21 protein-coding genes are annotated in these 24,951 nt (G+C 72.0%); 10 read left to right on the plus strand and 11 right to left on the minus strand.

The features are described 5' to 3' along the window. Window positions 1-387 precede the first annotated feature (387 nt). From exaC to OG766_RS35175, 3 genes are all read right to left on the minus strand, one after another. Window positions 388-1,911, minus strand: a complete 1,524-nt coding sequence (gene exaC / locus OG766_RS35165) for an acetaldehyde dehydrogenase ExaC (RefSeq protein WP_328727205.1) — start codon at window positions 1,909-1,911, stop codon at window positions 388-390. Window positions 1,912-2,037: 126 nt separating this feature from the next. Beyond that, a complete protein-coding gene (locus OG766_RS35170) occupies window positions 2,038-3,834 on the minus strand; it encodes a VanW family protein (RefSeq protein WP_328727206.1) in 1,797 nt (598 codons plus the stop codon). Window positions 3,835-4,082: 248 nt separating this feature from the next. Beyond that, window positions 4,083-5,138, minus strand: coding sequence for an aldo/keto reductase (locus OG766_RS35175; RefSeq protein WP_266389316.1), 1,056 nt, complete (start codon window positions 5,136-5,138; stop codon window positions 4,083-4,085). Between the two features lie 258 nt (window positions 5,139-5,396). On the opposite strand from OG766_RS35175, the gene OG766_RS35180 reads away from it, so the two are divergent. Then, entirely contained in the window at window positions 5,397-6,068 is a 672-nt protein-coding gene (locus OG766_RS35180) for a TetR/AcrR family transcriptional regulator (RefSeq protein ID WP_266389318.1), read from the plus strand. Between the two features lie 143 nt (window positions 6,069-6,211). On the opposite strand, the gene OG766_RS35185 is transcribed toward OG766_RS35180, so the two are convergent. The 3 genes from OG766_RS35185 to OG766_RS35195 all read right to left on the minus strand — a co-directional run bounded on the left by OG766_RS35185 (window position 6,212) and on the right by OG766_RS35195 (window position 11,843). Beyond that, window positions 6,212-7,495 carry a GAF domain-containing protein gene (locus OG766_RS35185; protein WP_328727207.1) on the minus strand — a complete coding sequence of 428 codons (1,284 nt, stop codon included), beginning with the start codon at window positions 7,493-7,495 and terminating at the stop codon, window positions 6,212-6,214. 122 nt (window positions 7,496-7,617) lie between these two features. Beyond that, window positions 7,618-8,943: an SWF or SNF family helicase gene (locus tag OG766_RS35190; protein ID WP_328727208.1), complete on the minus strand. Its 1,326-nt coding sequence runs from the start codon at window positions 8,941-8,943 to the stop codon at window positions 7,618-7,620. Then, window positions 8,940-11,843, minus strand: coding sequence for a DEAD/DEAH box helicase (locus tag OG766_RS35195; RefSeq protein WP_328727209.1), 2,904 nt, complete (start codon window positions 11,841-11,843; stop codon window positions 8,940-8,942). The genes OG766_RS35190 and OG766_RS35195 overlap by 4 nt, the downstream gene beginning before the upstream one ends. Window positions 11,844-12,096: 253 nt before the next feature. Between OG766_RS35195 and OG766_RS35200 the strand changes: the two genes are divergently transcribed. From OG766_RS35200 to OG766_RS35210, 3 genes are all read left to right on the plus strand, one after another. After that, entirely contained in the window at window positions 12,097-13,335 is a 1,239-nt protein-coding gene (locus tag OG766_RS35200) for a fatty acid desaturase family protein (RefSeq protein WP_328727210.1), read from the plus strand. A gap of 75 nt (window positions 13,336-13,410) precedes the next feature. Beyond that, on the plus strand, window positions 13,411-13,593 hold the full coding sequence (locus OG766_RS35205; RefSeq protein ID WP_266389331.1) for a hypothetical protein: 183 nt from the start codon (window positions 13,411-13,413) through the stop codon (window positions 13,591-13,593). A gap of 88 nt (window positions 13,594-13,681) precedes the next feature. After that, on the plus strand, window positions 13,682-14,230 hold the full coding sequence (locus OG766_RS35210) for an MOSC domain-containing protein (RefSeq protein ID WP_266389334.1): 549 nt from the start codon (window positions 13,682-13,684) through the stop codon (window positions 14,228-14,230). Between the two features lie 83 nt (window positions 14,231-14,313). Here OG766_RS35210 and OG766_RS35215 read toward each other — a convergent pair whose 3' ends face one another. The 4 genes from OG766_RS35215 to OG766_RS35230 all read right to left on the minus strand — a co-directional run bounded on the left by OG766_RS35215 (window position 14,314) and on the right by OG766_RS35230 (window position 17,800). Next, window positions 14,314-15,729, minus strand: a complete 1,416-nt coding sequence (locus OG766_RS35215; RefSeq protein ID WP_266389337.1) for a tannase/feruloyl esterase family alpha/beta hydrolase — start codon at window positions 15,727-15,729, stop codon at window positions 14,314-14,316. Between the two features lie 254 nt (window positions 15,730-15,983). Next, complete coding sequence (locus tag OG766_RS35220; protein ID WP_266389341.1) at window positions 15,984-16,787, minus strand: hypothetical protein; 804 nt, start codon at window positions 16,785-16,787, stop codon at window positions 15,984-15,986. A gap of 127 nt (window positions 16,788-16,914) precedes the next feature. Then, the gene (locus OG766_RS35225; protein WP_328727211.1) at window positions 16,915-17,226 is read right to left on the minus strand and encodes a hypothetical protein; all 312 of its coding nucleotides are present in this window, start codon (window positions 17,224-17,226) and stop codon (window positions 16,915-16,917) included. 25 nt (window positions 17,227-17,251) lie between these two features. After that, complete coding sequence (locus OG766_RS35230; RefSeq protein ID WP_266389347.1) at window positions 17,252-17,800, minus strand: PadR family transcriptional regulator; 549 nt, start codon at window positions 17,798-17,800, stop codon at window positions 17,252-17,254. Between the two features lie 126 nt (window positions 17,801-17,926). On the opposite strand from OG766_RS35230, the gene OG766_RS35235 reads away from it, so the two are divergent. Further along, a complete protein-coding gene (locus OG766_RS35235) occupies window positions 17,927-18,730 on the plus strand; it encodes an alpha/beta fold hydrolase (protein ID WP_328727212.1) in 804 nt (267 codons plus the stop codon). A gap of 3 nt (window positions 18,731-18,733) precedes the next feature. Here OG766_RS35235 and OG766_RS35240 read toward each other — a convergent pair whose 3' ends face one another. Next, on the minus strand, window positions 18,734-19,342 hold the full coding sequence (locus tag OG766_RS35240; RefSeq protein WP_266389353.1) for a class I SAM-dependent methyltransferase: 609 nt from the start codon (window positions 19,340-19,342) through the stop codon (window positions 18,734-18,736). A gap of 172 nt (window positions 19,343-19,514) precedes the next feature. On the opposite strand from OG766_RS35240, the gene OG766_RS35245 reads away from it, so the two are divergent. From OG766_RS35245 to OG766_RS35265, 5 genes are all read left to right on the plus strand, one after another. After that, the gene (locus OG766_RS35245) at window positions 19,515-20,324 is read left to right on the plus strand and encodes an MHYT domain-containing protein (RefSeq protein WP_328727213.1); all 810 of its coding nucleotides are present in this window, start codon (window positions 19,515-19,517) and stop codon (window positions 20,322-20,324) included. A gap of 46 nt (window positions 20,325-20,370) precedes the next feature. Further along, window positions 20,371-23,004, plus strand: coding sequence for a sensor histidine kinase (locus OG766_RS35250; RefSeq protein WP_328727214.1), 2,634 nt, complete (start codon window positions 20,371-20,373; stop codon window positions 23,002-23,004). Further along, on the plus strand, window positions 23,001-23,438 hold the full coding sequence (locus OG766_RS35255; RefSeq protein ID WP_266389360.1) for a roadblock/LC7 domain-containing protein: 438 nt from the start codon (window positions 23,001-23,003) through the stop codon (window positions 23,436-23,438). The genes OG766_RS35250 and OG766_RS35255 overlap by 4 nt, the downstream gene beginning before the upstream one ends. A gap of 21 nt (window positions 23,439-23,459) precedes the next feature. Continuing rightward, on the plus strand, window positions 23,460-23,873 hold the full coding sequence (locus tag OG766_RS35260) for a DUF742 domain-containing protein (RefSeq protein ID WP_266389362.1): 414 nt from the start codon (window positions 23,460-23,462) through the stop codon (window positions 23,871-23,873). 120 nt (window positions 23,874-23,993) lie between these two features. After that, complete coding sequence (locus OG766_RS35265; protein ID WP_266389364.1) at window positions 23,994-24,935, plus strand: nucleoside hydrolase; 942 nt, start codon at window positions 23,994-23,996, stop codon at window positions 24,933-24,935. Window positions 24,936-24,951 lie beyond the last annotated feature (16 nt).

The following is a 24,951-nucleotide window of genomic DNA, read 5'->3' on the forward strand; positions in this document are numbered from 1 at the left end:
TTGAGCTGGCGAAGCGCCCCTACGACCTGCGCCACGCCGGCATCTCGTTCTGGTTGGCCTCCGAAGTCGACCCCGCCGAGTGCGCGCGCCGAGCCGGACAAAGCATCCAGGTCCCCTTCCGCTACTACGCCAAGTTCCTGGCCGAAGCGCGGAATCATGCGAACCGGCTGATCGAGGAGTCCATGCAGCGTTGGGAGGCGCCGATGGGCGACACGGAGGGCGACTTAGCGGGACCTTGGCCCGGAAATGCCCCGGAACTGCTGGTCAGAGCTGGGATACCAGTGGGTGATATCGGGAGTAAGGGCGCATCTCGACTTACCGCTTAGCCGTGCGCTGCGAAGGGCGCCTGACGGGCATCTTGCCTGGTCAGGCGCCCTTCTTCTGCGCCTAGAAGAAGCCCAGCTTCTTCGGCGAGTACGACACCAGCAGATTCTTCGTCTGCTGGTAGTGGTCCAGCATCATCTTGTGCGTCTCACGGCCGATACCGGACTGCTTGTAGCCGCCGAAGGCGGCGTGCGCCGGGTAGGCGTGGTAGCAGTTCGTCCAGACCCGGCCCGCCTGGATCGCGCGGCCGGCGCGGTACGCCTGGTTGATGTCGCGGGTCCATACGCCGGCGCCGAGCCCGTAGAGGGTGTCGTTCGCCGTCTTGATGGCGTCGTCGAAGTCGGCGAAGGACGTGACCGCCACGACCGGGCCGAAGATCTCCTCCTGGAAGATGCGCATGCGGTTGTCGCCCTCGAAGATCGTGGGCTGGACGTAGTAGCCACCCGCCAGTTCGCCGTCGTACTCGATCCGCTGACCGCCCGTCAGGATCTTGGCGCCCTCCTGCTGGCCGATGTCCAGATACGAAAGGATCTTCTGGAGCTGGTCGTTGGAGGCCTGGGCGCCGATCATCGTGTCGGTGTCCAGCGGGTGGCCCGGCACGATGGCCTCGGTACGGGCGATGCCCGCGTCCAGGAACTCGCTGTAGTGGCCGCGCTGGATCAGGGCCCGCGACGGGCAGGTGCACACCTCGCCCTGGTTCAGGGCGAACATGGTGAAGCCCTCGAGCGCCTTGTCGCGCAGTTCGTCGTCGGCCGACCAGATGTCGTCGAAGAAGATGTTCGGCGACTTGCCGCCCAGCTCCAGTGTGACGGGCTTGATGTTCTCCGAGGCGTACTGCATGATCAGCCGCCCCGTCGTGGTCTCACCGGTGAACGCGACCTTGGCCACCCGGGGACTGGACGCGAGTGGCTTGCCCGCCTCCACGCCGAAGCCGTCGACGATGTTCACGACGCCCGGCGGCAGCAGATCGGCGACGAGGCTCATCCAGAAGTGGATGGACGCCGGCGTCTGTTCGGCGGGCTTCAGGACCACCGCGTTGCCTGCGGCCAGCGCCGGGGCGAGCTTCCAGACCGCCATCAGGATCGGGAAGTTCCACGGGATGATCTGCGCCACGACGCCGAGCGGCTCATGGAAGTGGTACGCGACCGTGTTGTCGTCGAGTTCGCTGAGCGAGCCCTCCTGGGCGCGCAGCACTCCCGCGAAGTAGCGGAAGTGGTCGATGGCCAGCGGGATGTCGGCAGCGAGTGTCTCCCGTACCGGCTTGCCGTTCTCCCAGCTCTCCGCGACCGCGAGTTCCTCCAGATGCGACTCCATCCGGTCGGCGATCCGCAGCAGGATGTTCGCGCGGGCGTCGGGAGCGGTACGGCCCCAGGCGGGCGCGGCCGCGTGCGCCGCGTCCAGGGCGCGTTCGACGTCCTCGGCGGTGCCGCGGGCGATGTCGGTGAACGGCTGCCCGTTGACCGGGCTCGGGTTCTCGAAGTACTGGCCGCGGGCCGGCGGGACGTACTCGCCGCCGATCCAGTGGTCGTAACGGGACGCGTACGTGACGAGTGCGCCCTCCGTGCCAGGCGCGGCGTAACGAGTCATCTCGGAGGCCTCCCGGAGTTGCCGCCGTCCGCCGTTGGACGGCGTTCCGGCGCCGAACCTAGGGAGTCGTACGTTGCAACCGCGTTGCGGCGCCCGGGAGGCCTACGCGAACGCCGGGGACTCCGGTCAGCTGCCCTCGGGGCCGTCGCCCGCCACGGGTACGGGTGGTGCCTTCGGCTTGTCCGCGGACGGTGCGGGGGATGCCGCTTCCTTCGGGGTGCACGTGACCTTGTCGCGCGGTGTGTAGTGGGTCTTGAAGTTCTCCCGGCCGACCTCTCGGCCGCCTTGGACGAAGATCCGGTCCACGGCGACGTCGAACCCTTCGAGCGGGGTCTGGACCTCGCACTCGGGGCCGGTGCCGGTGCGCGTGCCCGGCGCCTTGATGTGGGTCCGCGGCCCCTTCGTCGCGCGTATCTCGTCGTACTTCTTCGTACCGAGGAAGCTGATGGTCACCGAGGTGTCGGTGGACTCGGCGCGGACGTACAGCGCGTGGCCGGAGTCGTTCAGCCAGCGCAGATCGAGGGTGCCCCAGGCCACCGTGGCTTCGCGGCCCTCGGGATAGCGCTCGATGTAGAACGAGTGTGCGCCGTACTCCACCGGCTTGACGCCGGCGAAGAACAGGGCGTTGAACATGGTGGTGGCGACGGCGGAGACGCCCCCGCCGGGCGACTTCACATACTGACCGTCGTTGATCATGATGCCGTCGACGAAGCCGTTCTCCTTGGTGCGCTCACCGACGGTCCGGTTGAAGCTCCACTCATGGCCGGGGAGCACGACCGAGCCGTTGATGCGTTCGACGGCGCGGGAGATGTTGGTGATGCGGTAGGGGGCCGCCGGGAACTGGACGGTGAAGGAGGAGACCTTCTCCTTGATGCCGAGCTGCTGTACCGAGGCGCTCGAGAACTCGGGCTGGACGGCCTTGGCGGGAATCTCACCGGTACGGGCCGTGCCCGTGCGGGTCAGCAGGGGCAGCACCGCCTGGCCGAGCGCCTGCTCGGTCACCTCGTGGCCGACACGGCTGTCGCGGGTCACCACCACCCGGTCGCCGTCGAGCCCGAGCTCGGCGATCCGGGGTCCCTGCGCGGCCTGGCGCACCGGGCCCGAGACCTCGGGGTCGGCGAGCAGACTCTTGGAGTCGAGGGCCGGCGTGAGGCGGTTGTCGGCCCCCGGCTTCATGGTCAGATGCCGGCCCAGCGTGGACGGGTCGACGGTGATGGACTTCCCGGCGAGGGTGAGCGTGATAGGCCCGGACATCGCGGGCTGCGCGAACTCCGTCATGGCCCGCTCGGTCTCCCGGGGCCCTATCCGCGGCGGTGTCCGCTTCACGGGCATGACGATCGGCCGGGCGCTCGCCGCGCGCACATAACCGTCCCGGAGGGTGTCCAGGGCCCGGTCCGTGATCAGGGAGGTGCCGGTGACCGGGGCGACGGCCATCGCCCGGCCCTCCTCGAACGCTATCGCTCCGTCGCGGACGTCACGCTTCGCGGTCGTACGGATTCGGTCGATCGCGGCCCGGCTCTTGCGCTCGTCCACGCGTATCACCGGCTCGACGTCCTCGTGCTGCGAGGTGAAGAGCCTGCCGATCACCGTGCCGGGGTCGAGCGAGGTGCTCGCGGCACGCTCGGCGGTCGCGGCCGTGTCCAGGGACAGGCCGAGGGTGCCGGGAGCCGCCTTCTCGACCCGGTCGCCGATCTTCAACGTGAGCGGTGCCGCGAAGGACGGACCGAGCTGCAGGTCCAGGACCTGCTGGGCCTCCGACCTGCTCATCCCGCCGATGTCGACCCCCCGCACCTGCGTGCCCCCGGCGATGTCCCCCGTCGTCAGCCCGGCGGTGTAGAGACCGCCGAAGGCCAGGACGACCGCCCCGCCGGCGGCGGGCAGAACGTACCGCCGGTTGCGTGCTGCGCGGGATACGCGTGCCATGAGACTCCCTAGGCGTCGACAGGCCGCGACGACGCCCGCAGGGGCCGCCGGAGCAGCCCGGTGAACGTACTTCGCCCAACACAATCCACTAAATCGGGCGAAAAGTGACCCAAATGTGACTGTTTTCACGAAGGGGGAATCAGGTCGGCAGAGGGTGCTTTTGGGGTGAAGGGAGTCGCTCCGGGTGGTGCGGGTGGTGTGCATGGTGCGGGCGGGGCTGGGTGGTGCGGGCCGTGCGGGTGGCGGCCTCAGGCCACGGGCGCTGCCGGTCCGTCGAAGCGGGAGGCGTCGCCTCCCTGGACGGCGTCGAGGACACCGGCGCTCGCCTCGTGCGGCACGCCGAGCGCGACGGCGCTGACCCCCGAGAGGCGGTCGTACTGCTCGGCGGTGAGGTGGACGTCCAGGGCGCCGAGGTAGTCGTCGAGCTGGGCCGGGTTCCGGGGGCCGATGATCGGTACGAAGGACGTCGTCGCGCGCGCGGCTCGTTCGTTGATCCAGGCGACCGAGACCTGGGCGGGGGAGGCGCCGGTCTCCTCGGCGACGGCGAGGACGGTGTCGACGACCGCGGTCTTCTGCTCGCTGGACTCGGTGTGCACGAGCTTCTTCAGGTCGCTGAGCCGGCCCTCTGTGCCCCGGCGGTACTTGCCGGTCAGCAGCCCGCCGCCGAGCGGGGACCACAGGGCGGCCCCCAGCCCGAGACTCTCGGCCATGGGAAGCAGCTCGCGGTCGGGGGTCCGCTCGACCAGGCTGTACTCGATCTGGATGCCGGCGACGGGGGCCCAGTTCTTCAGGTCGGCGAGGGTCGCGGCGCGGGAGACGCGCCAGGCGGGGAAGTTGGACAGGGCCGCGTGCTGGATCTTGCCCTGGCTCACCAGGTCGTCGATGCCGCGCAGGATCTCCTCCATCGGCGTCAGGTCGTCGGGGAAGTGGACCCAGAGCAGGTCGATGTAGTCCGTGGCCAGGCGCTTCAGGCTCGCCTCCACCGAGAGCCGCATGGTCTTGCGGCTGTTCCCGGTCCTGGTGATGCCGGGATTCGCCGTGGCGCCGTTGGAGTACTTGGTCGCCAGCACGAAGGCGTCGCGATCGGCGGCGAGGAACTGCCCCAGCAGTTTCTCGGATTCGCCGAACTGGTAGTTGTCGGCGGTGTCGATGAAGTTCCCGCCGGCCTCGGCGAATCCGTCGAAGATCTTGCGGGCCTCGTCGGGTTCGGCCCCGGCGCCCCAGCCGGTGCCGAAGTTGCCGGTGCCGAGTGCGTACTGCGAGACGCGAAGTCCCGTGCGGCGTCCGAAGGTCGTATAGCGCATGAAGCTCTCCTGGGTCCTGGGTTCGTCCGAAGGTGGTGGGCGGCCGGGTGTGCCTCCGGGCGGCGGTCTGCCGCCGGGTCTTCCCGTGGTGCGGGGGAGCGGCGCAGGTCCCGGCCGGATGTGCTTCCTCGGCCGGGGTGCGGTCGTGCGTGCGGCGCGGCCGTGTCGCGAGAAGGGCGAAGGAAAACGATCGGTGTACTTATGTGTCCACGCTAGCACCGGCCCTGCGCTATGTAAAACGATCGGTATCCTTGAGGTATGAGCGAGCCTTCTCCCACCGGTCGGCGGCGCGGCAGAGGCGCCAGGGATCGGATCCTGGCGGCGGCGACCGAGCTGTTCACGGCCCAGGGCATCAACGCGACCGGCATGGAGCAGCTGACGTCCGTCGCCGGCGTGTCCAAGCGCACCCTGTACACGCACTTCGACGGCAAGGACGCACTCGTCCACGCCTATCTGCGGCAGCTGGAGGACGGGCTGCTGCCCGCCGCCGAAGCCGGGGACGACCCGCGCGCACAGCTCCTCGCCGTCTTCGACGGCGAGCCGCCGGTTTCCGACGGCCCGCTACGCGGCTGCCCCTTCCTCAACGCCGCCGTCGAGGTACCCGACCCCGAGCACCCCGTCCACCGGCTCGCGGCCGCCTACAAGACCGAATTCGCCCGCCGCCTCGCGGTGATCGCGCGCCGGGCCGGAGCCCGCGATCCCGAGACCCTCGGCGAGCAACTGGCCCTGCTCTACGACGGCGCCGTGGCCCGCGCCACCGCGCTCAACAGCCTCAGCCCCGGAGCGCCCGCGCGTGACGCGGCCGCGCTGCTGATCGACGCGGCCGTCGCCGCCCCGGTGCACGAGAAGCCATGCCGGCACGAGACATCGAACCAACACGAGACATTGCACCAAGTCGACACATCGCACCAACACGAGGCGCCGCACTGAACGGCGGCAGGCCGGAGGGCCCATCGGATCGCGGACCGGGGCGTGCTCCGGCCCGGACCCGGCGGGCGGGCCTGAGTACCGCGCCGTATGGCACTGTCGCCCGCCGCGAGGCGGGACCGTAGGCCGTCCCCCGGGCGCTCCGGCTACAGCGCCGTACGACGCCGGGGTGGCATCGCGGCCGCGTACTCCGCGTCCAGCGCCCGTGCCCGCGCTTCCGCCGCCGGTCGTCGGCCCTCAGGGAGTGCGGAGGCGAGGGCCTGCCACACCGGAAGGTCGTCCTCGCCCCACGGGCTGTACGCCCATTCCGCGAGCAGCCCCGGGTCCGCGCGGGAGATCAGTGCCGTACGCAGTTGGTCCGCCAGCCGCTCCCGCAGCCGCAGCACACCGGGTGCCTGGGACGCCGGCAGCAGTGGGCCCGCGTACCCGCCGAGCGCCGCCGCGACCGCGCCCGAGGCGACCCGGCGGGCCACCGCGTCGAAGTCGGCGTCGACCGGCACCGCCAGCCGGTACGGACGGGACCGCAGCAGCGCGGACCCCAACAGCCCCCGCAGCCGGGACAGTTCCGCCCGCAGCGTGACCGGGGTGATGTGCTCGTCCTCGTACAGCTCGAGCAACAGCTCTTCCCCGCTCAGCCCCTCCGGATGACGGGCCAGCACCACGACGATCTCGCTGTGCCGGCGGCTGAGGCGCACCGTGCGGCCCTCCGCCATCAGCAGCGCCTCGTCCCGGCCCAGCGCCGTCAACCGCACCGTGTCGCCCGGCGGCCGCGGCGCCAACAGCGCCAGCTGCGACTCGGCGGCCCGCGCCACCGCTCCCACGAACGCCAGACTGTGCGGATGGGCCAGCCGGTCACCACCAGTGATGTCCACCGCGCCCAGCAGCCGACCGCTGTGCGGATCGTGGACCGGAGCCGCCGCGCAGGTCCACTCCTGCACCGGCCGCCGGAAATGCTCGGCCGCGAACACCTGCACAGGCCGGTCCACGGCGATCGCCGTGCCCGGCGCGTTCGTTCCGGCCACCGACTCGGCCCAGCGCGCACCCTCCACGAAGTTCATCCGCCCCGCCCGCCGCCGCGTCTGCGGATGGCCCTCCACCCAGAGCAGCCGCGCCTGCGCGTCGCACACGGCGACGAGATGCTCGCCGTCCACGGCGTAGACACCCATGAGTTCACGGATCACCGGCATCACCCGCGACAACGGATGTCCGTCGCGGTAGACCGCGAGCTCGTCGTCACCGAGCTCCACACTCGCCCGGCCCTCGGGCGCGACACTGGCCCGTGCGCAGCGCCGCCAGGACTCGGCCACCACCGGCCGGACGGCCGACTCCACCCGGCCCGCCGTCGCGAACTGCTCGTACGCCCTGCGCAGCACACCACCGCGCCGCAGCGCGTCGCCCCCGGCTTCCAGCGCCACCCATGGGTCCGTCAACTCGGCCTCCCGGTCGCCGGTTTGCGTACGGGCCCATCGTCGTGCGGGCCGCGGTCCGCGACAAGGGTCACGCAACGACCACCGAACGTCACTTCCCGGCAGGGCGGACACCCGGGGCGTCGTCACGCCTCCGGCAGCAGGCCCGCCAGAGCCGAGGCCGGGTCCGGGGCGGGTGGGCCCGCGGGCGTCCAGGGGCCCCGCGAGGACCTGGTGAAGGGCCACCAGCGACCGTCCGCGCCGACGCGGAGCTGCGCCTGCGCGCCGGGCACCGTCCACCGCCCGGCCCCCGCGGCCCGCAGTCGCGGGCGTCCGCCCTCGTCACGGTCCTGCGCGAGCTGCGCCTCGGCCCGTGCGAGGACCTCGTCGGGGACGGGATCGTCCGCCAGGACGGCCAGGCCCGCGGCCCCGCCGAACCGCCAGGCACGCACCGCGAGTTCGAGGCCGGAGCGCTCCCGGCCCGAACCCGCCGCGAGCCGCGCCGCCACCTCCGCCGGAAGTGCGCTCCGGGCCGTCGCGGCCAGCCGTACCGTGTCCTGGCCCGCCGTCAGCACCGGGTCCCCGGGCAGTTCTCCGAGCGGCTGTCCGCCGACCGCGCCCAGCGCCTCCGCCAGCATCCGGTGCGCCCGCACCGCCGCGTCCGCGGCGAGGAACTCCAGGGCGTCGCCGTCGATCCCCTGCGGCGGCGCCGTCTCCGTGTCCAGCGACGGAGGCAGTCCGGGCTCCGCGGGCAGCCGCGGTACCGCCGGCAGCGGCGGCAGGATGCCCGCCGCGGCGAACGCCTCGTCCGCCCGAACTCCCTCGGGCACCCCCTTGGGCGCTGCCGCGGACGGCTCCGCCCGCGCCGCACTGCGCACCTGCAGGGCGTCGAGCAGCCGCCGCTCCCCGCGCCCCCGCAACAGCAGCAGCACGAACGGGTCCTGGTCCAGCAGCCGGGCGACCTGGTAGCAGAGGGCGGCCGTGTGGGGGCACAGATCCCAGGCCTCGCACGTGCACTCGGGCTCCAGATCGCCGATGCCCGGCAGCAGTTCGACCCCTGCGTCCGCCGCGTCCTCCACCAGATGCGGCGGCATCTCCCGGTCCAGGAGCGCCGCGATGTGCCCGGCCCGGTCCACCGCCATGTCCAGGAAACGGTGCCACTCGTCGCCGGTCAGCTCCTGCAGCAGCACGTCACTGCGGTACGCGGTGCCGTCCCGGTCCCTGACCACGGCCGTGATCCGCCCCGGCCGGACGGACACGGCACCCACCGCACCGTCCCGGGCCTGCCTGCGCCCCTTCTTCAGCTGCTCCGACTCCAGCGCCGTGTCCTCCAGCGCCTTGAGCCATGCCCGCCCCCACCACGTCTGCGCGAAGCCTCGCCCCCGCGCCGGAGGGAGCGCCGCGAACGTCCGCTCGTCCTCGTACCCGCCGTACCCGCCGCTCGATCCGTTGATCACTCCGTCGTTCGTCATCGCGCGCCCCCTCGCAGCTCCACCAGATCAGCGAGCTCGGCATCGGTCAGCTCGGTCAGCGCCGCCTCGCCGGAGCCGAGCACCGAGTCCGCGAGTTCCTGCTTGCGCTCCAGCATCGCCGCGACGCGGTCCTCGATCGTCCCCTCGGCGATGAGCCGGTGGACCTGGACCGGCTGCGTCTGGCCGATGCGGTACGCCCGGTCCGTGGCCTGCGCCTCGACGGCCGGGTTCCACCAGCGGTCGTAGTGCACGACGTGACCCGCCCGGGTGAGGTTGAGCCCGGTGCCCGCGGCCTTCAACGACAGGAGGAACACGGGCACGTCACCTTCCTGGAAGCGATGCACCATCGCCTCCCGCTCGGCCACCGGCGTGCCGCCGTGCAGGAACTGCGTCCGCACGCCACGCGCCGCGAGATGCCGCTCCAGCAGCCGCGCCATCTGTACGTACTGCGTGAAGACGAGGACGCTCGCGCCCTCCGCCAGGATCGTGTCGAGCAGCTCGTCGAGCAGCTCCAGCTTCCCGGACCGGTCCGCGATCCGGGGCCGCTCCTCCTTCAGGTACTGCGCCGGGTGGTTGCAGATCTGCTTCAGCGCGGTCAGCAGCTTCACCACCAGCCCGCGCCGCTCCATACCGCCGGACGCCGAGATCGCCGCGAGGGTCTCCCGGACGACCGCCTCGTACAGGCCCGCCTGCTCCGCGGTGAGCGACACGGCCCGGTCGGTCTCGGTCTTGGGCGGCAGTTCGGGCGCGATGCCCGGGTCGGACTTGCGGCGGCGCAGCAGGAAGGGCCGCACCAGCGAGGCCAGCCGCTCCGCGGCCGCCGTGTCGCCGCCCTCGACGGCCTGCGCGTGGCGTGTCCGGAAGGTCCCCAGGCGGCCGAGGAGCCCCGGCGTGGTCCAGTCGAGGATCGCCCACAACTCGGACAGGTTGTTCTCGACGGGCGTGCCGGTGAGAGCGACCCGCGCCTTCGCGCCGATGGTGCGCAGCTGCTTCGCCGTCGTCGCGTACGGGTTCTTGACGTGCTGTGCCTCGTCGGCGACGACCAGGCCCCAGTCGACCCCGGCGAGTTTCGCCGCGTCGAGCCGCATCGTTCCGTATGTCGTGAGGACGAACTCGCCGTCCGCGAGGGACTGAAGGCTCCGCGCCGTCCCGTGGAAGCGGCGCACCGGCGTGCCGGGGGCGAACTTCTCGATCTCCCGCTGCCAGTTGCCCATCAGGGAGGTCGGGCACACGACGAGGGTCGGTCCCGCGGCGGAGCTGTCGGTCTGCCGGTGCAGATGCAGGGCGATGAGCGTGATGGTCTTGCCCAGCCCCATGTCGTCGGCGAGGCAGCCGCCGAGGCCCAGGGACGTCATCCTGTGCAGCCAGTTGAGCCCGCGCAGCTGGTAGTCGCGCAGGGTCGCGGCGAGCGCGGTGGGCTGGGCGATCTCCTGCCGGCCTCCCTCGGGTTCGGACAACTGCTCGCGCAGCCGCTCCAGCCAGCCCGATGCCTGGACCTCGATGCGACGTCCGCCGACCTCGGTCGAGCCGGTGAGTACGGCGCCGAGCGCGTCGACGGGCGAGACCTTGTGGTCCTGGCGTTCCCGGGCCAGGCGAGCCTCGGCGGGGTCGATGAGCACCCACTGGTCGAGCAGCCGCACGAGGGGCCTGCCGGCTTCGGCCAGCCGGTCCAGGTCGGCGCGGGTCAGCCGCTGATCACCCAGCGCGAACGACCAGTTGAACGTGAGCAGTGCGTCGGCGGACAGGAACGACGGCATCCCGGAGCCCATCGGGTCCGTGCCGGAGCCTTCCGTCCTCTCCGGCGGTCCGATGTCCTCCGGGGGGCCGATCACCGCCCGGGCGGTGAGTGTGCGGGCCAGTTCCCTGGGCCAGTGGATGTGCACACCGGTCGCGGCGAGTGCCTGCGAGGCGTCGCCGAGCAGTTCGGTGACGTCCTCGTCGGCGAGTTCGATGGCGTCGGGCACGGCCGCGGACAGCAGCGGGGTGAGGGGCGCCCAGGCGCGTGCGGCCCGGCGCAGCGCGAGCAGCGCGTCCATCCGGGCGCGCGGCCCGAAGGCGGCGTCATGGCCGCCGGCCCACACGGCCGCGGCGTCGGCGACCAGAGCGGGATCGCTGACGCTGTGGAGCTGCAGCACGGCTCGGAAGGACGGACCTGCTGGACCCGCCGGTCCTTCGGGAGCCGCCGGGTCGGCGATGCCCGTGAGGCCGGTGAGGCCGGGCACCTCGACGCGCAACGACAGACGTACGCCGGCGTCATGGCCCGCCGCCACATCCTGCGCCCAGGCCCGCGCCTGGGGCAGCCGCCGGGGCTCGTCCGCCGCGAACGCGTCGGAGCCGGCCGCGAGCGGCGACGCGGGCGTCCGCGGCAGCCCGTCGGCGACCGCGTCGAGAAAGTCCCGCAGCAGCCGCTCGGGCTCGGGCAACAGCACCGGCGCGGCGCCCGCGTCCAGCGGCACGGCGTGCGCGGTCGGCGGCATGGAGGCGGCGAGGGTACGGACCAGATCCAGGTCCTCGGCGGTCAGCGGCCCGGCCCGCCAGGCGTCGTGGTCGCTCGCGGTGAGACCGGGCAGCAGCAGCCCGCGCGCGGCCAGTTGGAGGGCGAGCACGGTCGCGGCGCCCCAGAACGCGGCGGCGACGGAGGCCTCGGGCGACACCCGCGCGCGGATGAGGACCGGCAGCGCGTCCCGTACGGGCATCACCCGGGCCGGTACCGCGTACGTACGGCCGCCGGGGCCGGCCACGGTGAGTTCCGTGGGCGTGCCGGGACCCTCGAAGCGCTCGCCATCGGGGTGCCAGAAGGCGATTCTGCCCGCGCGGGGCGGGTCGGACGGCAGGAAGACGGCGGAGCAGTGGGTGAGTCGTGAGGTCTCGGAGAGCGTTGCCGCGGGAAGCCGGTGCACAGCGATGACGCATTCCTCAAATTTGACTACTGGAGGGCGGAGCGGCCGAGGATACCTCACTCGGACCCTCGGCACTGGTGCCGTGGGCCGAGGTGTCGTCAGCACCACCTCGCCGCCCCTGCAGTCCCCCCGCCGTTTCCGGGGGCTGGCGTCATGGTCGCGAAGGGCCGCGGATTCATACGTTTCTTCAGGTCAGAGCAGTGCAGCAGTCGAGCGCGCCGCCGGCGCGACGGCCAACAGACCGGAGACCGCCATGTCCCAGGCCACCGCCACCGCCTTTGCCGCCGATCCCGCCCCGCCGCCCTGCGGCGGCCGCGCAGCGGCACCCGGGGCATCCGCGGAACCCACCGGGGCCGTGGGAGCCGCCGGGGGTGCGGACTCAGCCGGATCCACCGGATCCACCGGATCCACCGGATCCACCGGGTCGGCATCGTCGGTCGGGTCCGCGGGCAGCGACTTCGCGCCACTCCTGCGGACCGTCAGGGAGCAGGGCCTGCTGGAACGCCGCACCGGCTGGTACGCGCGCGTCATCACGCTCAACCTGCTCGCACTCGCCGCCGTCCTCGCGGGCATCGTGCTCATCGGCCCGTCCTGGTGGGTGCTGCCGCTGGCCGCACCGCTCGCCGTGCTGTCCGCACGTACCGCCTTCGTCGCGCACGACGCGGGCCATGCACAGATCACGTCCGACCGGCGGATCAGCGGAATGCTGCAGCTCGTCCACGGGAACCTGCTGCTCGGGATGAGCCAGGACTGGTGGAACGACAAGCACAACCGACACCACGCCAACCCCAACCACGCCGAGAAGGATCCCGACGTCGCCCCCGACGTCCTGGTGTTCAGCAAGGACCACGCCGAGGGCCGCACCGGCCTCCGCGGCTGGATCACCCGCCATCAAGCGTGGCTCTTCTTCCCGCTGACCACGCTGGAGGCCATCGCCCTCAAGATCGCGGGCTTTCGGCACGTCTTCTCCGTGCAGACGGACGTACGGTCCGCGGGCAGGAGCCGACGGCCCGCCGGCCGGCGCGCCGTCGAGGGCGGACTGCTCATCGCCCATGCCGTCGGCTACCTCGCCCTGCTGCTGGCCGTTCTCACCCCGCTCCAGGCCCTCACCTTCGCGCTCCTCCACCAGATGCTGCTCGGCCTCCACCTAGGCATGGCCTTCGCGCCGAACCACAAAGGCATGGAGATGCCCGGCGAGGACAACAGTGAGCGCTGGGGTCATCTGCAGCGGCAGGTCCTGACCTCGCGGAACATCCGCGGCGGGCTGCTCACGGACTGGTTCCTCGGCGGTCTGAACTACCAGATCGAGCACCATCTCTTCCCGAGCATGCCCCGCCCGCATCTGCGACTGGCCCAGCCCATGGTGCGGGCCCACTGCGCTCGCCTCGGCATGCCCTACACGGAGACCGGGCTGGTCGAGTCCTACCGCCAGGCTCTCGGCCATATGCACGAGGTCGGCGGTGAGCTGCGTACGGGAGCCAGCGGGAGCTGAGGGGAACCGGCGGACGGGCGGGCGCGTTCACACAACAGGGAGTGGCGGCATGGTGCCGCGGAGGAGGGTTCGGATATGTCGACAGGTGCGAAGATCGCCATCGGGGGCGTGGCCGTGGGCCTGCTCCTGATCCCGCTGATCGGATTCTGGATGTCGCTGCTGGTGATCGTCGGAGTGCCCGCAGTGGCGTACTTCGCGCTCGATCCCTCACAGCGCCGCCGGCTCCGCCGGATCAACCGCAAGGAGATCGGTCGCTGAGCGGGAGTCTCCCTCGCCCCTGCCGGACGGGTCCGCCGGAGGTATCCTCCGAAACGATCACCGGCATGGGAGAGGGGAGCTCCGAAGAATGGGCACAGCAGGGCGGATCACCACCGTCAGCAGCAATGGCGAGTACACGTTCACGAAGCCGAACAGGGACAGCATCACGCTGCTCGCCGGGCTCGGAGTGGAGGGCGACATCCACTCCGGGGTAACCGTCAAGCACCGCTCCCGCATCGCGCAGGACCCCACGCAGCCCAACCTGCGTCAGGTCCACCTCATCCATGAAGAGCTCTTCGACGAGGTGCGGGACGCCGGCTTCGAGGTCCGCCCCGGCGACCTCGGGGAGAACATCACGACCAGCGGGATCGATCTGCTCGCCCTTCCCACCGGCACGGTGCTGCGTCTCGGGGACGAGGCGGTCGTCGAGGTCACCGGCCTGCGCAACCCCTGCCTCCAGATCGACAACTTCCAGCAGGGGCTGCTCAAGCAGGTCGTCGGCCGTGACGGCGACGGCAATGTCGTGCGCCGGGCCGGGATCATGTCCGTCGTCAGGACCGGTGGCGTGGTGCGGCCCGGCGACACGATCACGGTCGACCTGCCGGACGGTCCGCACCGTCCCCTCGAGAGGGTCTGACGTCGTCCGACCGACAGGGGCGACGACACCTGAGCAAGCGCCGAGCAGAGCGTCGGGCCCTCACCGCACGTCGGACACTCGGCTCACCGCACGTCGGACCCTCGACTCAGCGCGCAGGAGTTGACCACGTCACCGCCCGCGGGCCTCGGAACCGTCCGGTCCGCGGGCGGTGCCGTGCCGTCCTCCACCCAGTCGGTCAGCGCCGCGAACGCCGAGCGGTAGCAGGGCAGGATCGGCCGCAGCCGGTCCGGATACGTGTCGTACAGGCCGTCGGTGTGCGTGCCCGCCTCGATCGTGTAGTAGCGGTGCAGCGCCGAGCGGCCGCGGCCGTCGATCATCCGCGCGTACACATCCGAGTCCTGACGGATCGGCAGCAGAGTGTCCAGATCGCCGTGCAGCGTGATCAGCGGCTTGCCGATCCTGCCCGTGAGCGCCACCTTGGCCAGCGCCCGCCGCACCGTCGTGGGACGAGACGCGAGGTCGTACTCCGCGTCCGAAGGGCAGACCGCGAAGATCTGCTCCGGTGAGGATCCCGCCGAGGCCCCTGGGCAGTTCCGGTCGTACGCCGGATCGAACTCGGCCCGGAAGATCTTCTGGGTGAGGCCCCAGTAGGCCTTCTCGTGGTACGGCCACAGGAACTGCGAACCGGGCGCGAATCCGGCCGTCAGCAGATCGTCGTCATCGGCCCGGCCCAGTGTGCGGGCCACGGTCACCGGCAGGCTCGTCAGAGGGCTCGGTCCGCGCGCGGTCCACAGGACGCCTTCCCAGTCCACGCCGCCGTCGTACAGCTCCGGGTGGTTCTCCAGCTGCCAGCGGGTGAGATAGCCGCCGTTGGAGATGCCCGTCATGTACGTGCGGGCCGGTGCGTGTCCGTAGCGCTGCCCGGCCACGCGCTTCGCCGCCCGCGTCAGCTCGGTGACGCGCCGGTTCCACTCGGCGACGGCGTCACCGGGTCCGCGGCCGTCCGTGAAGAAGTCGGGCCCGGTATTGCCCTTGTCGGTGGCGGCGTACGCGTACCCCTGCGCCAGCACATGGTCGGAGATGAGCGCGTCGGTGGAGTACTGCCGCCGGGTGCCGGGGGCGCCCGTGACGACGAGTCCGCCGTTCCACCGGTCGGGGAGCCGGATGACGAACTGGGCGTCATGCCGCCAGTCGTGGGTGGCGTTGAGACGCGAGTCGTCGGGGAAGTAGCCGTCGATCTGGATGCCCGGCACCCCGGAGGGGTTCCGGGTGCCCGCAGCCGCCAGACCGGCCTGGTCCGCCGTGTCGGTGTACGAGGTCCCGGCAAGCGCCGCCGTGGTGAGATCTCCGAGACAGGCCGCCTGCTGACGCGCCGCACCGGGAACGTCGAGACGGTCCTGGCGGGCGCAGTGGGCGGTTGCCGCCTCCGCGTCCGCCGGGCGGGCGTCGGCGAGCGACGCCGTCGTGGACGTCGTGGCGAGCGCGAGGAGCAGCGCGGCGAGGGCCGGTGCTCTCCGGGTCGGGCGGAACAGACGCATGGCGGCGGCCTCCGAGTCAACGGCGAAGAGGTGGGTGCGCCGCCCCAGGGTGCTGTGGCCCCCTCCTTACGGCCATAGGGTCGGCCCACACCTAGCGATGGCCGCTCATGTGGGGGCTCATTCAGGGCCATCAGAAGCCGCCCAGGAACTACTCAGAACTGCTCAGGAACTACAGGAGCGGCTCAGCCGTGCTCGCCGACTCGGTGCCGCGCGCCGCGCTCGGCCGGTCGGTGTGACCAGGCCCGGGCAGGTCCTCAGGAAGGACGCACGGCCATCTTGTCCAGTGCCTCCAGCAGACCCGGCAGTTCGGGTCCGCGTCCCACCGGCAGCACCTCGCCGGGCTCCTCGTCCAGCAGCACGAACGCGATGTCGTCGGTCCTGGCCACCAGTGACCAGCCCGGCCCGTCCGCGCGCAGCATCCGGGCACCGTCCGGGGCGAAACTGGAGCGGACCCGTCCGAGCGGCGGGGCGTCGTCCACGTAGCTGTGGAGCTCCTTGAGTACCCGTCGCACCCCTTCGTGCGGTGTCGCGCGCTCCTCCTCCGGCGCGTCGGGCTGGACGAACGTCATCTGATCCGCCACCTGTTCGCGCCACACCGCCCATTGCAGCGCGACCTCGTCCGCACCCAGACGGCGCTGGGCGGGACCCCAGGCGTTCGTGTCGGGCGGGGTGAGCGGTGGTCCGCCCCCGTCCTCCTCGTCCGGGTCGTGGGGCGCGGGCACACCGGGCGCGACGGTCGCCACGGCCAGCGGCCAGCCGGGCAGACCTGCGACGACCGAGCGGTCGCTGGGCGACAGGTCGTACTCCATCCCGCAGTCCCACGACGCGATCGCGACGGCCACCAGGGACACGTCGTCGATCACGACCGTCCACCGGGCGCCGTCGCCGTCCTGGCCGAGGACCAGCCCGTACCCGTCGGCGTACGGCTCGAGCCCCAGCGACGCGCACGCCGCCGGGTAGTCGTCGCCGAGCACGCTGGGGAACTGCGAGGGTGTCAGCAGCAGCGCGGTCAGCACAAAGAGCTCGTCGTCGTCCGCCGCCTGGTCCGTCCCGGCCACGGCATCCTCCCCATGCGATCGTTCGTCGGCGCACCTTAACCAGTGGGTAACCCCGACGTCGAGAGTTCGCGGCAGGAATCCGGCGCGAGCTGATCCGCGACCGGCGGTAACCCGCCGGGTCGTGCCGTCAGGCGGCGGGCAGTCCGAGGAGACTGCGGGCCACGGACTGCGGGGACTCGTCCCGCTCGCGGGCGAGGGCGATGACCGCCCGGCAGGCCAGTTCGTTCACCCCGAAGGACAGCGCCTCGGGGGAGACCCAGCTCGAAGCCTCGTCGATGCCCCGCTGGTTGTCCTCCGCGCAGGCGGACACATAGGTCGCCGCGGCCTCGAAGAGGTTGTGCTGCCGCGGCCGCTCGGCCGCGGGCCGTGCCGCGCTCGTCGCCCCGCCCTCGTGGGGCGTGCGGACCTTGCGGAGTCTGCGCTTCACCCTGTCGAACACCCATGGCCCCTTCCCTCGTACACCGTCACTCTTCCGGTGTACCCCGCCGGGGTGGCAAGTCCTCCTGCAAACGGCTCCTGAGCCATGTCAGTTCTGCCTTGCTGGTGGCCCGGGCGATGGTGAGGATCCCCCGGCGGTACGGGTCGTCGAGCTCCTCGGCCCGCAGCGGCCTGTCGCCTTCGTAGAAGAAGCTGGCCGGCTGCTCGAGGAACTCCAGGCGCCGCCGGAGCACGGCAGCCCGCGCCGGTGCGTCCGGGAGGTGTCGGAGGAACGCCAGCACCGTGAACCAGCGATTCTCGTCGGTGATGTCCTGCTGTGCGGGTTCGGCCAGCCGCTGCAGCAGATCCTGGCGTCCCGCGTCGGTGAGGCTGAGGACATGACGGGGTGCGGCGGCCCGTCCCGGCTGGCTCTCGCGGACCAGCAGCCCGGCCTTCTCCAGGCGCTTGATGGCGGGGTACAGCGTGCTCTCGGCCACGGGGCGCACATGCCCGGTGAGCGCGGTGATGCGCTTGCGCAGCTCGTAGCCGTGCAGCGGGGCGTCGTACAGGAATCCGAGGATGGCGAGCTCCAGCATGCCCGCATTCTGCCGCATGTTCGGTCGGGGTACATCGTTGACGTAGTACTACGACACCGATGTATATTCGCTTCTCGTCCGGCGGGAGACGCCGGGCAGGACAGGGCGATCAGGGGAGCGGCAGACATGCGAGCAGCGGCGTTCGACGGGAAGGGAAGCCTCATCCGGTGGACGGAGTCGGCGGGGGAGGAGCCGGCCCGGGTGTACGTGCACGGTCTGGGCGCGGCCGCCACCGTCTACCACGCGCACATCGCCGGCCACCCTCTCCTGGCCGGCCGCCGGTCGCTCTTCGTCGATCTCCCGGGCCACGGCATCAGCGACCGGCCCGCGGACTTCGGCTACACGCTGGAGGACCACGCGGACGCACTGGCCGCCGCGCTCGACGAGGCCGGCGTCCGCGGCGCCGAGATCGTCGCGCACAGCATGGGCGGCGCGGTGGCCATCGTCCTCGCCCACCGACGGCCCGGACTCGTGTCCCGGCTCGTGCTCACGGAGGCCAACCTCGACCCGGGCCCGAGGCGGACCGCGGGCGGCAGCGGCATCGCCGCCTACTCCGAGGAGGAGTTCGTGCACGGCGGCGGATTCGCCCGCGTACTGGAGCGGGTGGGACCCGCCTGGGCCGCGACGATGAGGCTCGCCGATCCGACGGCGCTGTACCGGACCGCGGCCTGGCTCCTGCACGGCACGCGGCCGACCATGCGGCGGATGCTCCTGGACTGCGCCGTCCCGCGCGTCTATCTGCAGGGCGGTCTCAGCGGTGAACTGGCCGGCGAGAGCGAACTGGTTAACGCCGGGGTCCGGGTCGTCACCGTCCCCGGCGCGGGGCACAACGTCATGTTCGACGCGCCCGAGGCGTTCGTGCGCGCGGTCGCGGGGATCGACGACGACGCCCGGGAGCAGGAGGTCACCGAGGCGGCCGCCGCCCGATGACGCTCAGCCTTGACCGTTCTGACGCACCGCCACGGCCAGGAAGCGCGCCTCCTCGTCGGCGTACGAGACCAGTCTCCAGCCGGAACCACCCAGCAGCGGACGGAGGTTGGGCTCGGCACGCAGATCGTCCCCGGTGAGCTGCCGGCCCTGGCGAGCGGCCAGCGCGGCCCGCCCGACGGGGTGGAAGAGCGCGAGCTGTCCACCAGGGCGCACCACGCGCGCCAGCTCGCGCAGATTGTCGGCGGGCCGGGGCAGATGCGCGATGAGACCGGCGGCGAACACCGCGTCGAGCGACGCGGAACGCAGCGGCAGCCGCGCCACGTCGGTCAGCAGCAGCGCACCGATGCCGTCCCGCCCGGCGCGTACCGCCGCCTCCAGCATCGCCGGGGTCAGATCGGCCCCTATGACCGTGCCTTCCCTGCCCACCGCCTGCCGCAGAGCGGGCAGCGCGCGACCGGTCCCGCAGCCCGCGTCCAGGACCGCGTCGCCCGGCCGGAGGGCCAACGCCGCGACGCCGGAGGCATAGGCGGGACCGTCGCCGGAGAACCGCGCGTCCCAGCCGGCCGCCCGGGCGCCGAAGAACTCCTGGACATGTGTGTGGTCGAGGGTCATGGGCCCATGATTCCGCAGCGTCGGCCGTTTCCTCGACACCCCCTCAGAACAGACGTACGGCGCACTCGTTCGAGCCCGGCACGATCGTTCTGAAACATCGGCTGTCATATTCCATCAGGTTTCGAAATGCGCCCCAGTCATGCGCCCCCACCGGGACTACCGTCCCTGAGCCATGGGACACCTGGACCACGCCACCTTCGGCTGGCTGACCCCCGTGCTGTCGTACGCGATGGCCTGCATCGGCGCCGCCCTCGGGCTGCGCTGCACCGTGCGCGCGCTCGAATCGACGGGCCGTTCCCGCCGCAACTGGCTCATCACCGCGGCCTCCGCCATCGGTACCGGCATCTGGACGATGCACTTCGTCGCCATGCTCGGCTTCGGCGTCACCGGCACCGACATCCGCTACAACGTGCCGCTGACCATCCTCAGCCTGGTCGTCGCCATGGCCGTCGTCGGCGCCGGAGTCTTCGCCGTCGGCTACAGCCGGGACCGCGTCCGGGCCCTGCTGCTCGGCGGCCTCACCACCGGCCTCGGCGTCGCCAGCATGCACTACCTCGGCATGGCCGCCCTGCGGTTGCACGGCGAAGTGACCTACGACCCACTGCTCGTCGCACTCTCCGTGGCCATCGCCGTCGTCGCCGCCACCGCCGCCCTGTGGGCCGCCCTCAACATCAAGTCCGCCGTCGCCGTCGCCCTCGCCTCCCTCGTCATGGGCGCAGCGGTCAGCAGCATGCACTACACCGGCATGTTCGCCGTCCGGGTCAACGTCGAGCCGTCGGGCGGGTCACTGCCCGGAGCCACGGCGATGCAGTTCATCTTCCCCCTCGCCGTCGGCCTCGGCTCGTACCTCTTCCTCACCTCCGCATTCGTGGCCCTCACCCCGACGGCGCGCGAACGGGCCGACTACGCCTCCGCGGAGCGCATCACCGAACCGGCCACCGAACCGGCCACCGCACCATCGCCGACACCGACCACCCCGTAAGGCCGCCCCGTCGCGTCCACCGCCCCGCACCCGGAACGAGGAGGCCATGCGCACACCTCGCAGCACCCCCGGCGCCGAGTCGCCGCCAACGCACGCGCATCCGCCCGCCGCCTCCAAGGCGCCGGCGGTGCGCGGGCGCCGCGCCCACGCAGGACCGCCCGCGGAAGAACGGCCAGGACCCGGAACGGACCACGCCCCGGCCACGGCCCGCGTCCAGGAGGAGCCCGGCGAAGGGTGGCGACTGCGTCCCAGGACCGTACGCGCCAAGATCATCTCGCTCCTGATGGTGCCCGTCGTCTCCCTGCTCGCGCTGTGGGGCTTCGCCACCGTCACCACCGCACAGGACGTCGCCCGGCTGCGTCAGCTCCAGGACCTCGGGGAGCGCGTCGGCGACCCCGTCGCCGGAGCCGTCACCGCCCTGCAGGCCGAACGCCGCGCCGCACTGCGCCAGATCGCCGCCCCCGACGCCCAGCGTGCCGCCGAACTCGAACAGCAGGCCGAACTCACCGACGAAGCCCTCGCGCGACTGTCCCTCGGCACGTCCCACACCGTCGCCGACGCGGGCGACCTCCCCACCGGCGTCGCCGACCGCCTCGACCGGTTCCTCACCGATGCCGGCGGACTGCGCGCCCAGCGCACCGCCGTCCTGAACCGCAAGGCCGACTGGGACCGTACGTACGAGAAGTACACCGCCACCATCACCTCGGCCTTCGGCGTCAACGGCGCACTCACCGGAACCCAGGACTCCGGACCCGGCTCCGACGCCCGCGTCCTGCTCGAGTTCGGCCGTGCCGCCGAAATGCTCGCCCGCGAGGACGCACTGCTCACCACCGCCAGGACCGCCGGGACCTTCGGCGCCGAACGGCTGCGGCAGTTCACCGGCGCCGTCGAGACCCGCCGCGCCCTCACCGAATCCGCCGTCGCCGACCTGCGCCCGGCCGAGCGCGCCGGATGGCGCGAACTCACCGCACAGAGCGCCTACCAGGCCCTGCTGTCCGCCGAGGACAAGACCCTCGCCGCAGCGGCCGGCCGCCGGGCCGCCGAAGCCGTACCGGCCACCACCTGGGACACCGCCCACAGCACCGTCCGCACCGCGATGCGGGACATCGAGACGAACGCCCGGCGCGGCGCAGCGGACCGTGCCGACCCCTTCGGGCAGGGACTGTTCACCGCCGCCGGCGCCGCCGTGCTCCTCGGTCTCGCCGCCGTCGCCGCCTCCCTCGTCATCTCCGTACGCATCGGACGCGCCCTCGTCGTCGAACTCGTCAGCCTCCGCAACACCGCCCTGGAGATCGCCCGGCACAAACTGCCCCACGCCATGCGCCGGCTCCGCTCCGGAGAAGAGATCGACGTACAGGCCGAGGCCCCGCCCGGACCACCGCCACCGGACGAGATCGCCCAGGTCGGCGAGGCACTGTCCACCGTCCACCGCGCCGCGCTCAGTGCCGCCGTCGAACGCGCCGAACTCAGCCGCGGCATCTCCGGAGTCTTCGTCAATCTCGCCCGCCGCAGCCAGGTCCTCGTCCACCGCCAGCTCAACCTGCTCGACAGCATGGAACGCCGCGCCGAGGACCCCAACGAACTCGGCGACCTCTTCCGCCTCGACCATCTGACCACCCGGATGCGCCGCCACGCGGAGAGCCTGATCATCCTGTCCGGCGCCGCTCCCGGCCGCGCCTGGCGGATGCCCGTCCCGCTCACCAACGTCGTCCGCGCCGCCGTGTCCGAGGTCGAGGACTACGCGCGCGTCGAGGTACGACAGCTCCCCGAAACCTCCGTCGTCGGCGCCGCCGTGGCCGACCTCACCCATCTGCTCGCCGAACTCGTCGAGAACGCCGCCCAGTTCTCACCGCCCCACACCAAGGTCCGGGTCAGCGGCGAACCCGTCGGCAACGGCTACGCGCTGGAGATCGAGGACCGCGGCCTCGGCATGGGCAAGGAGGCCCTCGCCGACGCCAATCGCCGTATCGAACAGTCCGAGGCGCTCGACCTTTTCGACAGCGACCGGCTCGGGCTCTTCGTCGTCAGCCGGCTCTCCGCCCGCCACGCCATCAAGGTCCGGCTGCGGACCTCACCGTACGGAGGCACGACCGCGGTCGTACTGATCCCGACACCCCTGCTCCAGAGCGCCCTCCCGGCCGGGTCCGCACCGTCGGCCGCCGCGCGGTCCGCCGCCGACGCGATCCCGTCCCCGGCACACTTCACCCCGCACCTCGCCGCCGACGCCACCATCCGCTCCGCCGGGCACGGAGAGGAGTGCCTGCCGGGCCAGACGGGCCGGCATCTCGTCGAGGCCCAGCCCGACGGCGCCGCACCGCCTCCCGGCGTCATCGCCCTGCGCCTGCGCGATCGCCCGCAGTCCGCCCCGAGGGGCGAATCCCGCCGGTCCGAGCAGCCCTCCGTCCCCTCCCCACCTGCCCAGCCCTCCTCCCCGGGCGACGGAAACGGCCTTCCACGGCGTGTCCGGCAGGCCAACCTCGTCCCCCAACTGCGCGAAGCTCCCAAGCCCGAACCGGCGGCGGACCCGGCCGGACCCGCCGCGTACGACACACCGGAACGCACCCCGGAACAGGTCAGGGACCGGATGACCGCCTACCGCGCCGGCTGGACCCGCGGCGGCGGCGCCGCACCCGGCAGCCGAACCCACAGCGCCCACAGCAGTGAAGGAGACAACGCATGATCGACCACGAGAGGATCTCCTCGCACCACCGCTCCGGAGAACTCGACTGGCTGCTCGACGACCTGGTGCTACGGGTGGGCGAGGTCCGTCACGCGGTCGTGCTCTCCAACGACGGCCTGGCCGTCGGCGCCTCCGGCGGGCTCACCCGGGAGGACGCCGAGCACCTCGCCGCCGTCTCCTCCGGGTTCCACAGCCTCGCCAAGGGCGCGGGACGCCACTTCCGCACCGGCGGGGTGCGCCAGACGATGGTCGAGATGGACGAGGGATTCCTCTTCGTCGCCGCCGCCGGCGAAGGATCCTGCCTCGCCGTGCTCAGTGCCGCGAGCGCCGACGTGGGCCTCATCGCCTACGAGATGGCCCGCCTCGTCAAGCGCGTCGGCGAGCATCTCCACACCCCACCGCGGCTGTCCACCACCCCACCCGCCGCCGGCTGACCGGAGGAAGGTTCGAGCGACATGAAGGATGCCGGCGACGGCGGCCAGGAGTACGAGGACAGCCGTTGGTACGACGCAGAGGCGGGCCCTCTCGTCCGCCCGTACGCCATGACCGGAGGCCGTACGAAACCGGGGCCGAGCGACGTCCGCTTCGACCTCATCGCGCTCGTCGACGCCGCCGACGACGCGGTGGACCGGGCCGCGGAATCCCTCCTCGGCCCCGAGCACCGGGCACTGCTCGAACTCTGCCGCACCGAGACCCAGTCCGTCGCGGAGCTCGCCGCGGACGCCGATCTTCCCGTGGGCGTCGTCCGCGTCCTCCTCGGAGATCTCCTGGAGGCCGGCCATGTCACGGTCAGCCGGCCCGTGCCGCCCGCACAACTGCCGGACGAAAGGATTCTGCGGGAGGTGATCGACGGCCTCAGGGCACTGTGAACCCCGGGAACGGTGTCCGCCGGGGCCGAGCGGTGGCTGTGCGTGGCGCTCTTTCTCCTGCCCGCGCGCTCCCGTACCGTTGCCGCCTGCCCCGTACCGTCACCGGCGCCGAGGAGCACCGTGCCCGTCCCGATCATCCTCGACTGCGATCCCGGGCACGACGACGCGATCGCCATCCTGCTCGCGGCCGGTGATCCGGCGGTCGATCTGCTCGCGATCACCACGGTCGCCGGGAACCAGGTGGTCGAGAAGACCACCCTGAACGCCCGGCGGATCTGCACCGCCGCCGGGATCACCGATGTCCCCATCGCGGCGGGCTGCGCGCGGCCGCTCGTCCAGCCGTTGTACGTGGCGGACGACGTCCACGGCGAGTCGGGCATGGACGGGCCCAGCTTCGGCGAACCGACCGTTGACGCCGTGGCCGAGCACGCCGTGGACCTCATGTACCGGACCCTGACCGGACATCCGGAGCCGGTGACGCTCGTGCCGACCGCCCCGCTGACCAATGTCGCCCTGCTCCTCACCCGCCATCCCGACGCGGCGGCGCACATCCGCGAGATCGTGCTCATGGGTGGCTCGACGGAGCGCGGTAACCGCACACCGGCCGCCGAGTTCAACATGTTCGTCGATCCCGAGGCGGCCGACATCGTCTTCCGCAGCGGACTTCCCGTGACCATGTGCGGGCTCAACGTGTCCCACCAGGCGCTCGTCACACCCGAGGTCCTGGCCCGCCTCGACGGTCTCGGTACCGACCTCGCCCGGATCTGCGCCGAGTTGATGACCTTCTTCGCCGCCACCTACCGGCGACTGTGGGGTTTCGCGGCCCCGCCGCTGCACGACCCGGTCGCGGTGGCGCGCGTCATCGATCCGGAGATCGTCCGCTGCGTGGACGCGAGCGTCGCGGTCGAACTGCGCGGGGAGTACACGCGCGGGGCGACCGTCGTGGATCTGCACCAGTACCTGGACCGGCCCGTCAACGCGAAGGTGGCGGTCGGCCTCGACCAGGAGAGGTTCTGGGACCGGGTGATCGACGCCGTCGACAGGCTCGGAGTGAAGAGCTGAGGCCCGGCCGTCACGG

The organism is Streptomyces sp. NBC_00259, from assembly GCF_036181745.1.
In the GTDB taxonomy this organism is placed as follows: domain Bacteria; phylum Actinomycetota; class Actinomycetes; order Streptomycetales; family Streptomycetaceae; genus Streptomyces; species Streptomyces pratisoli.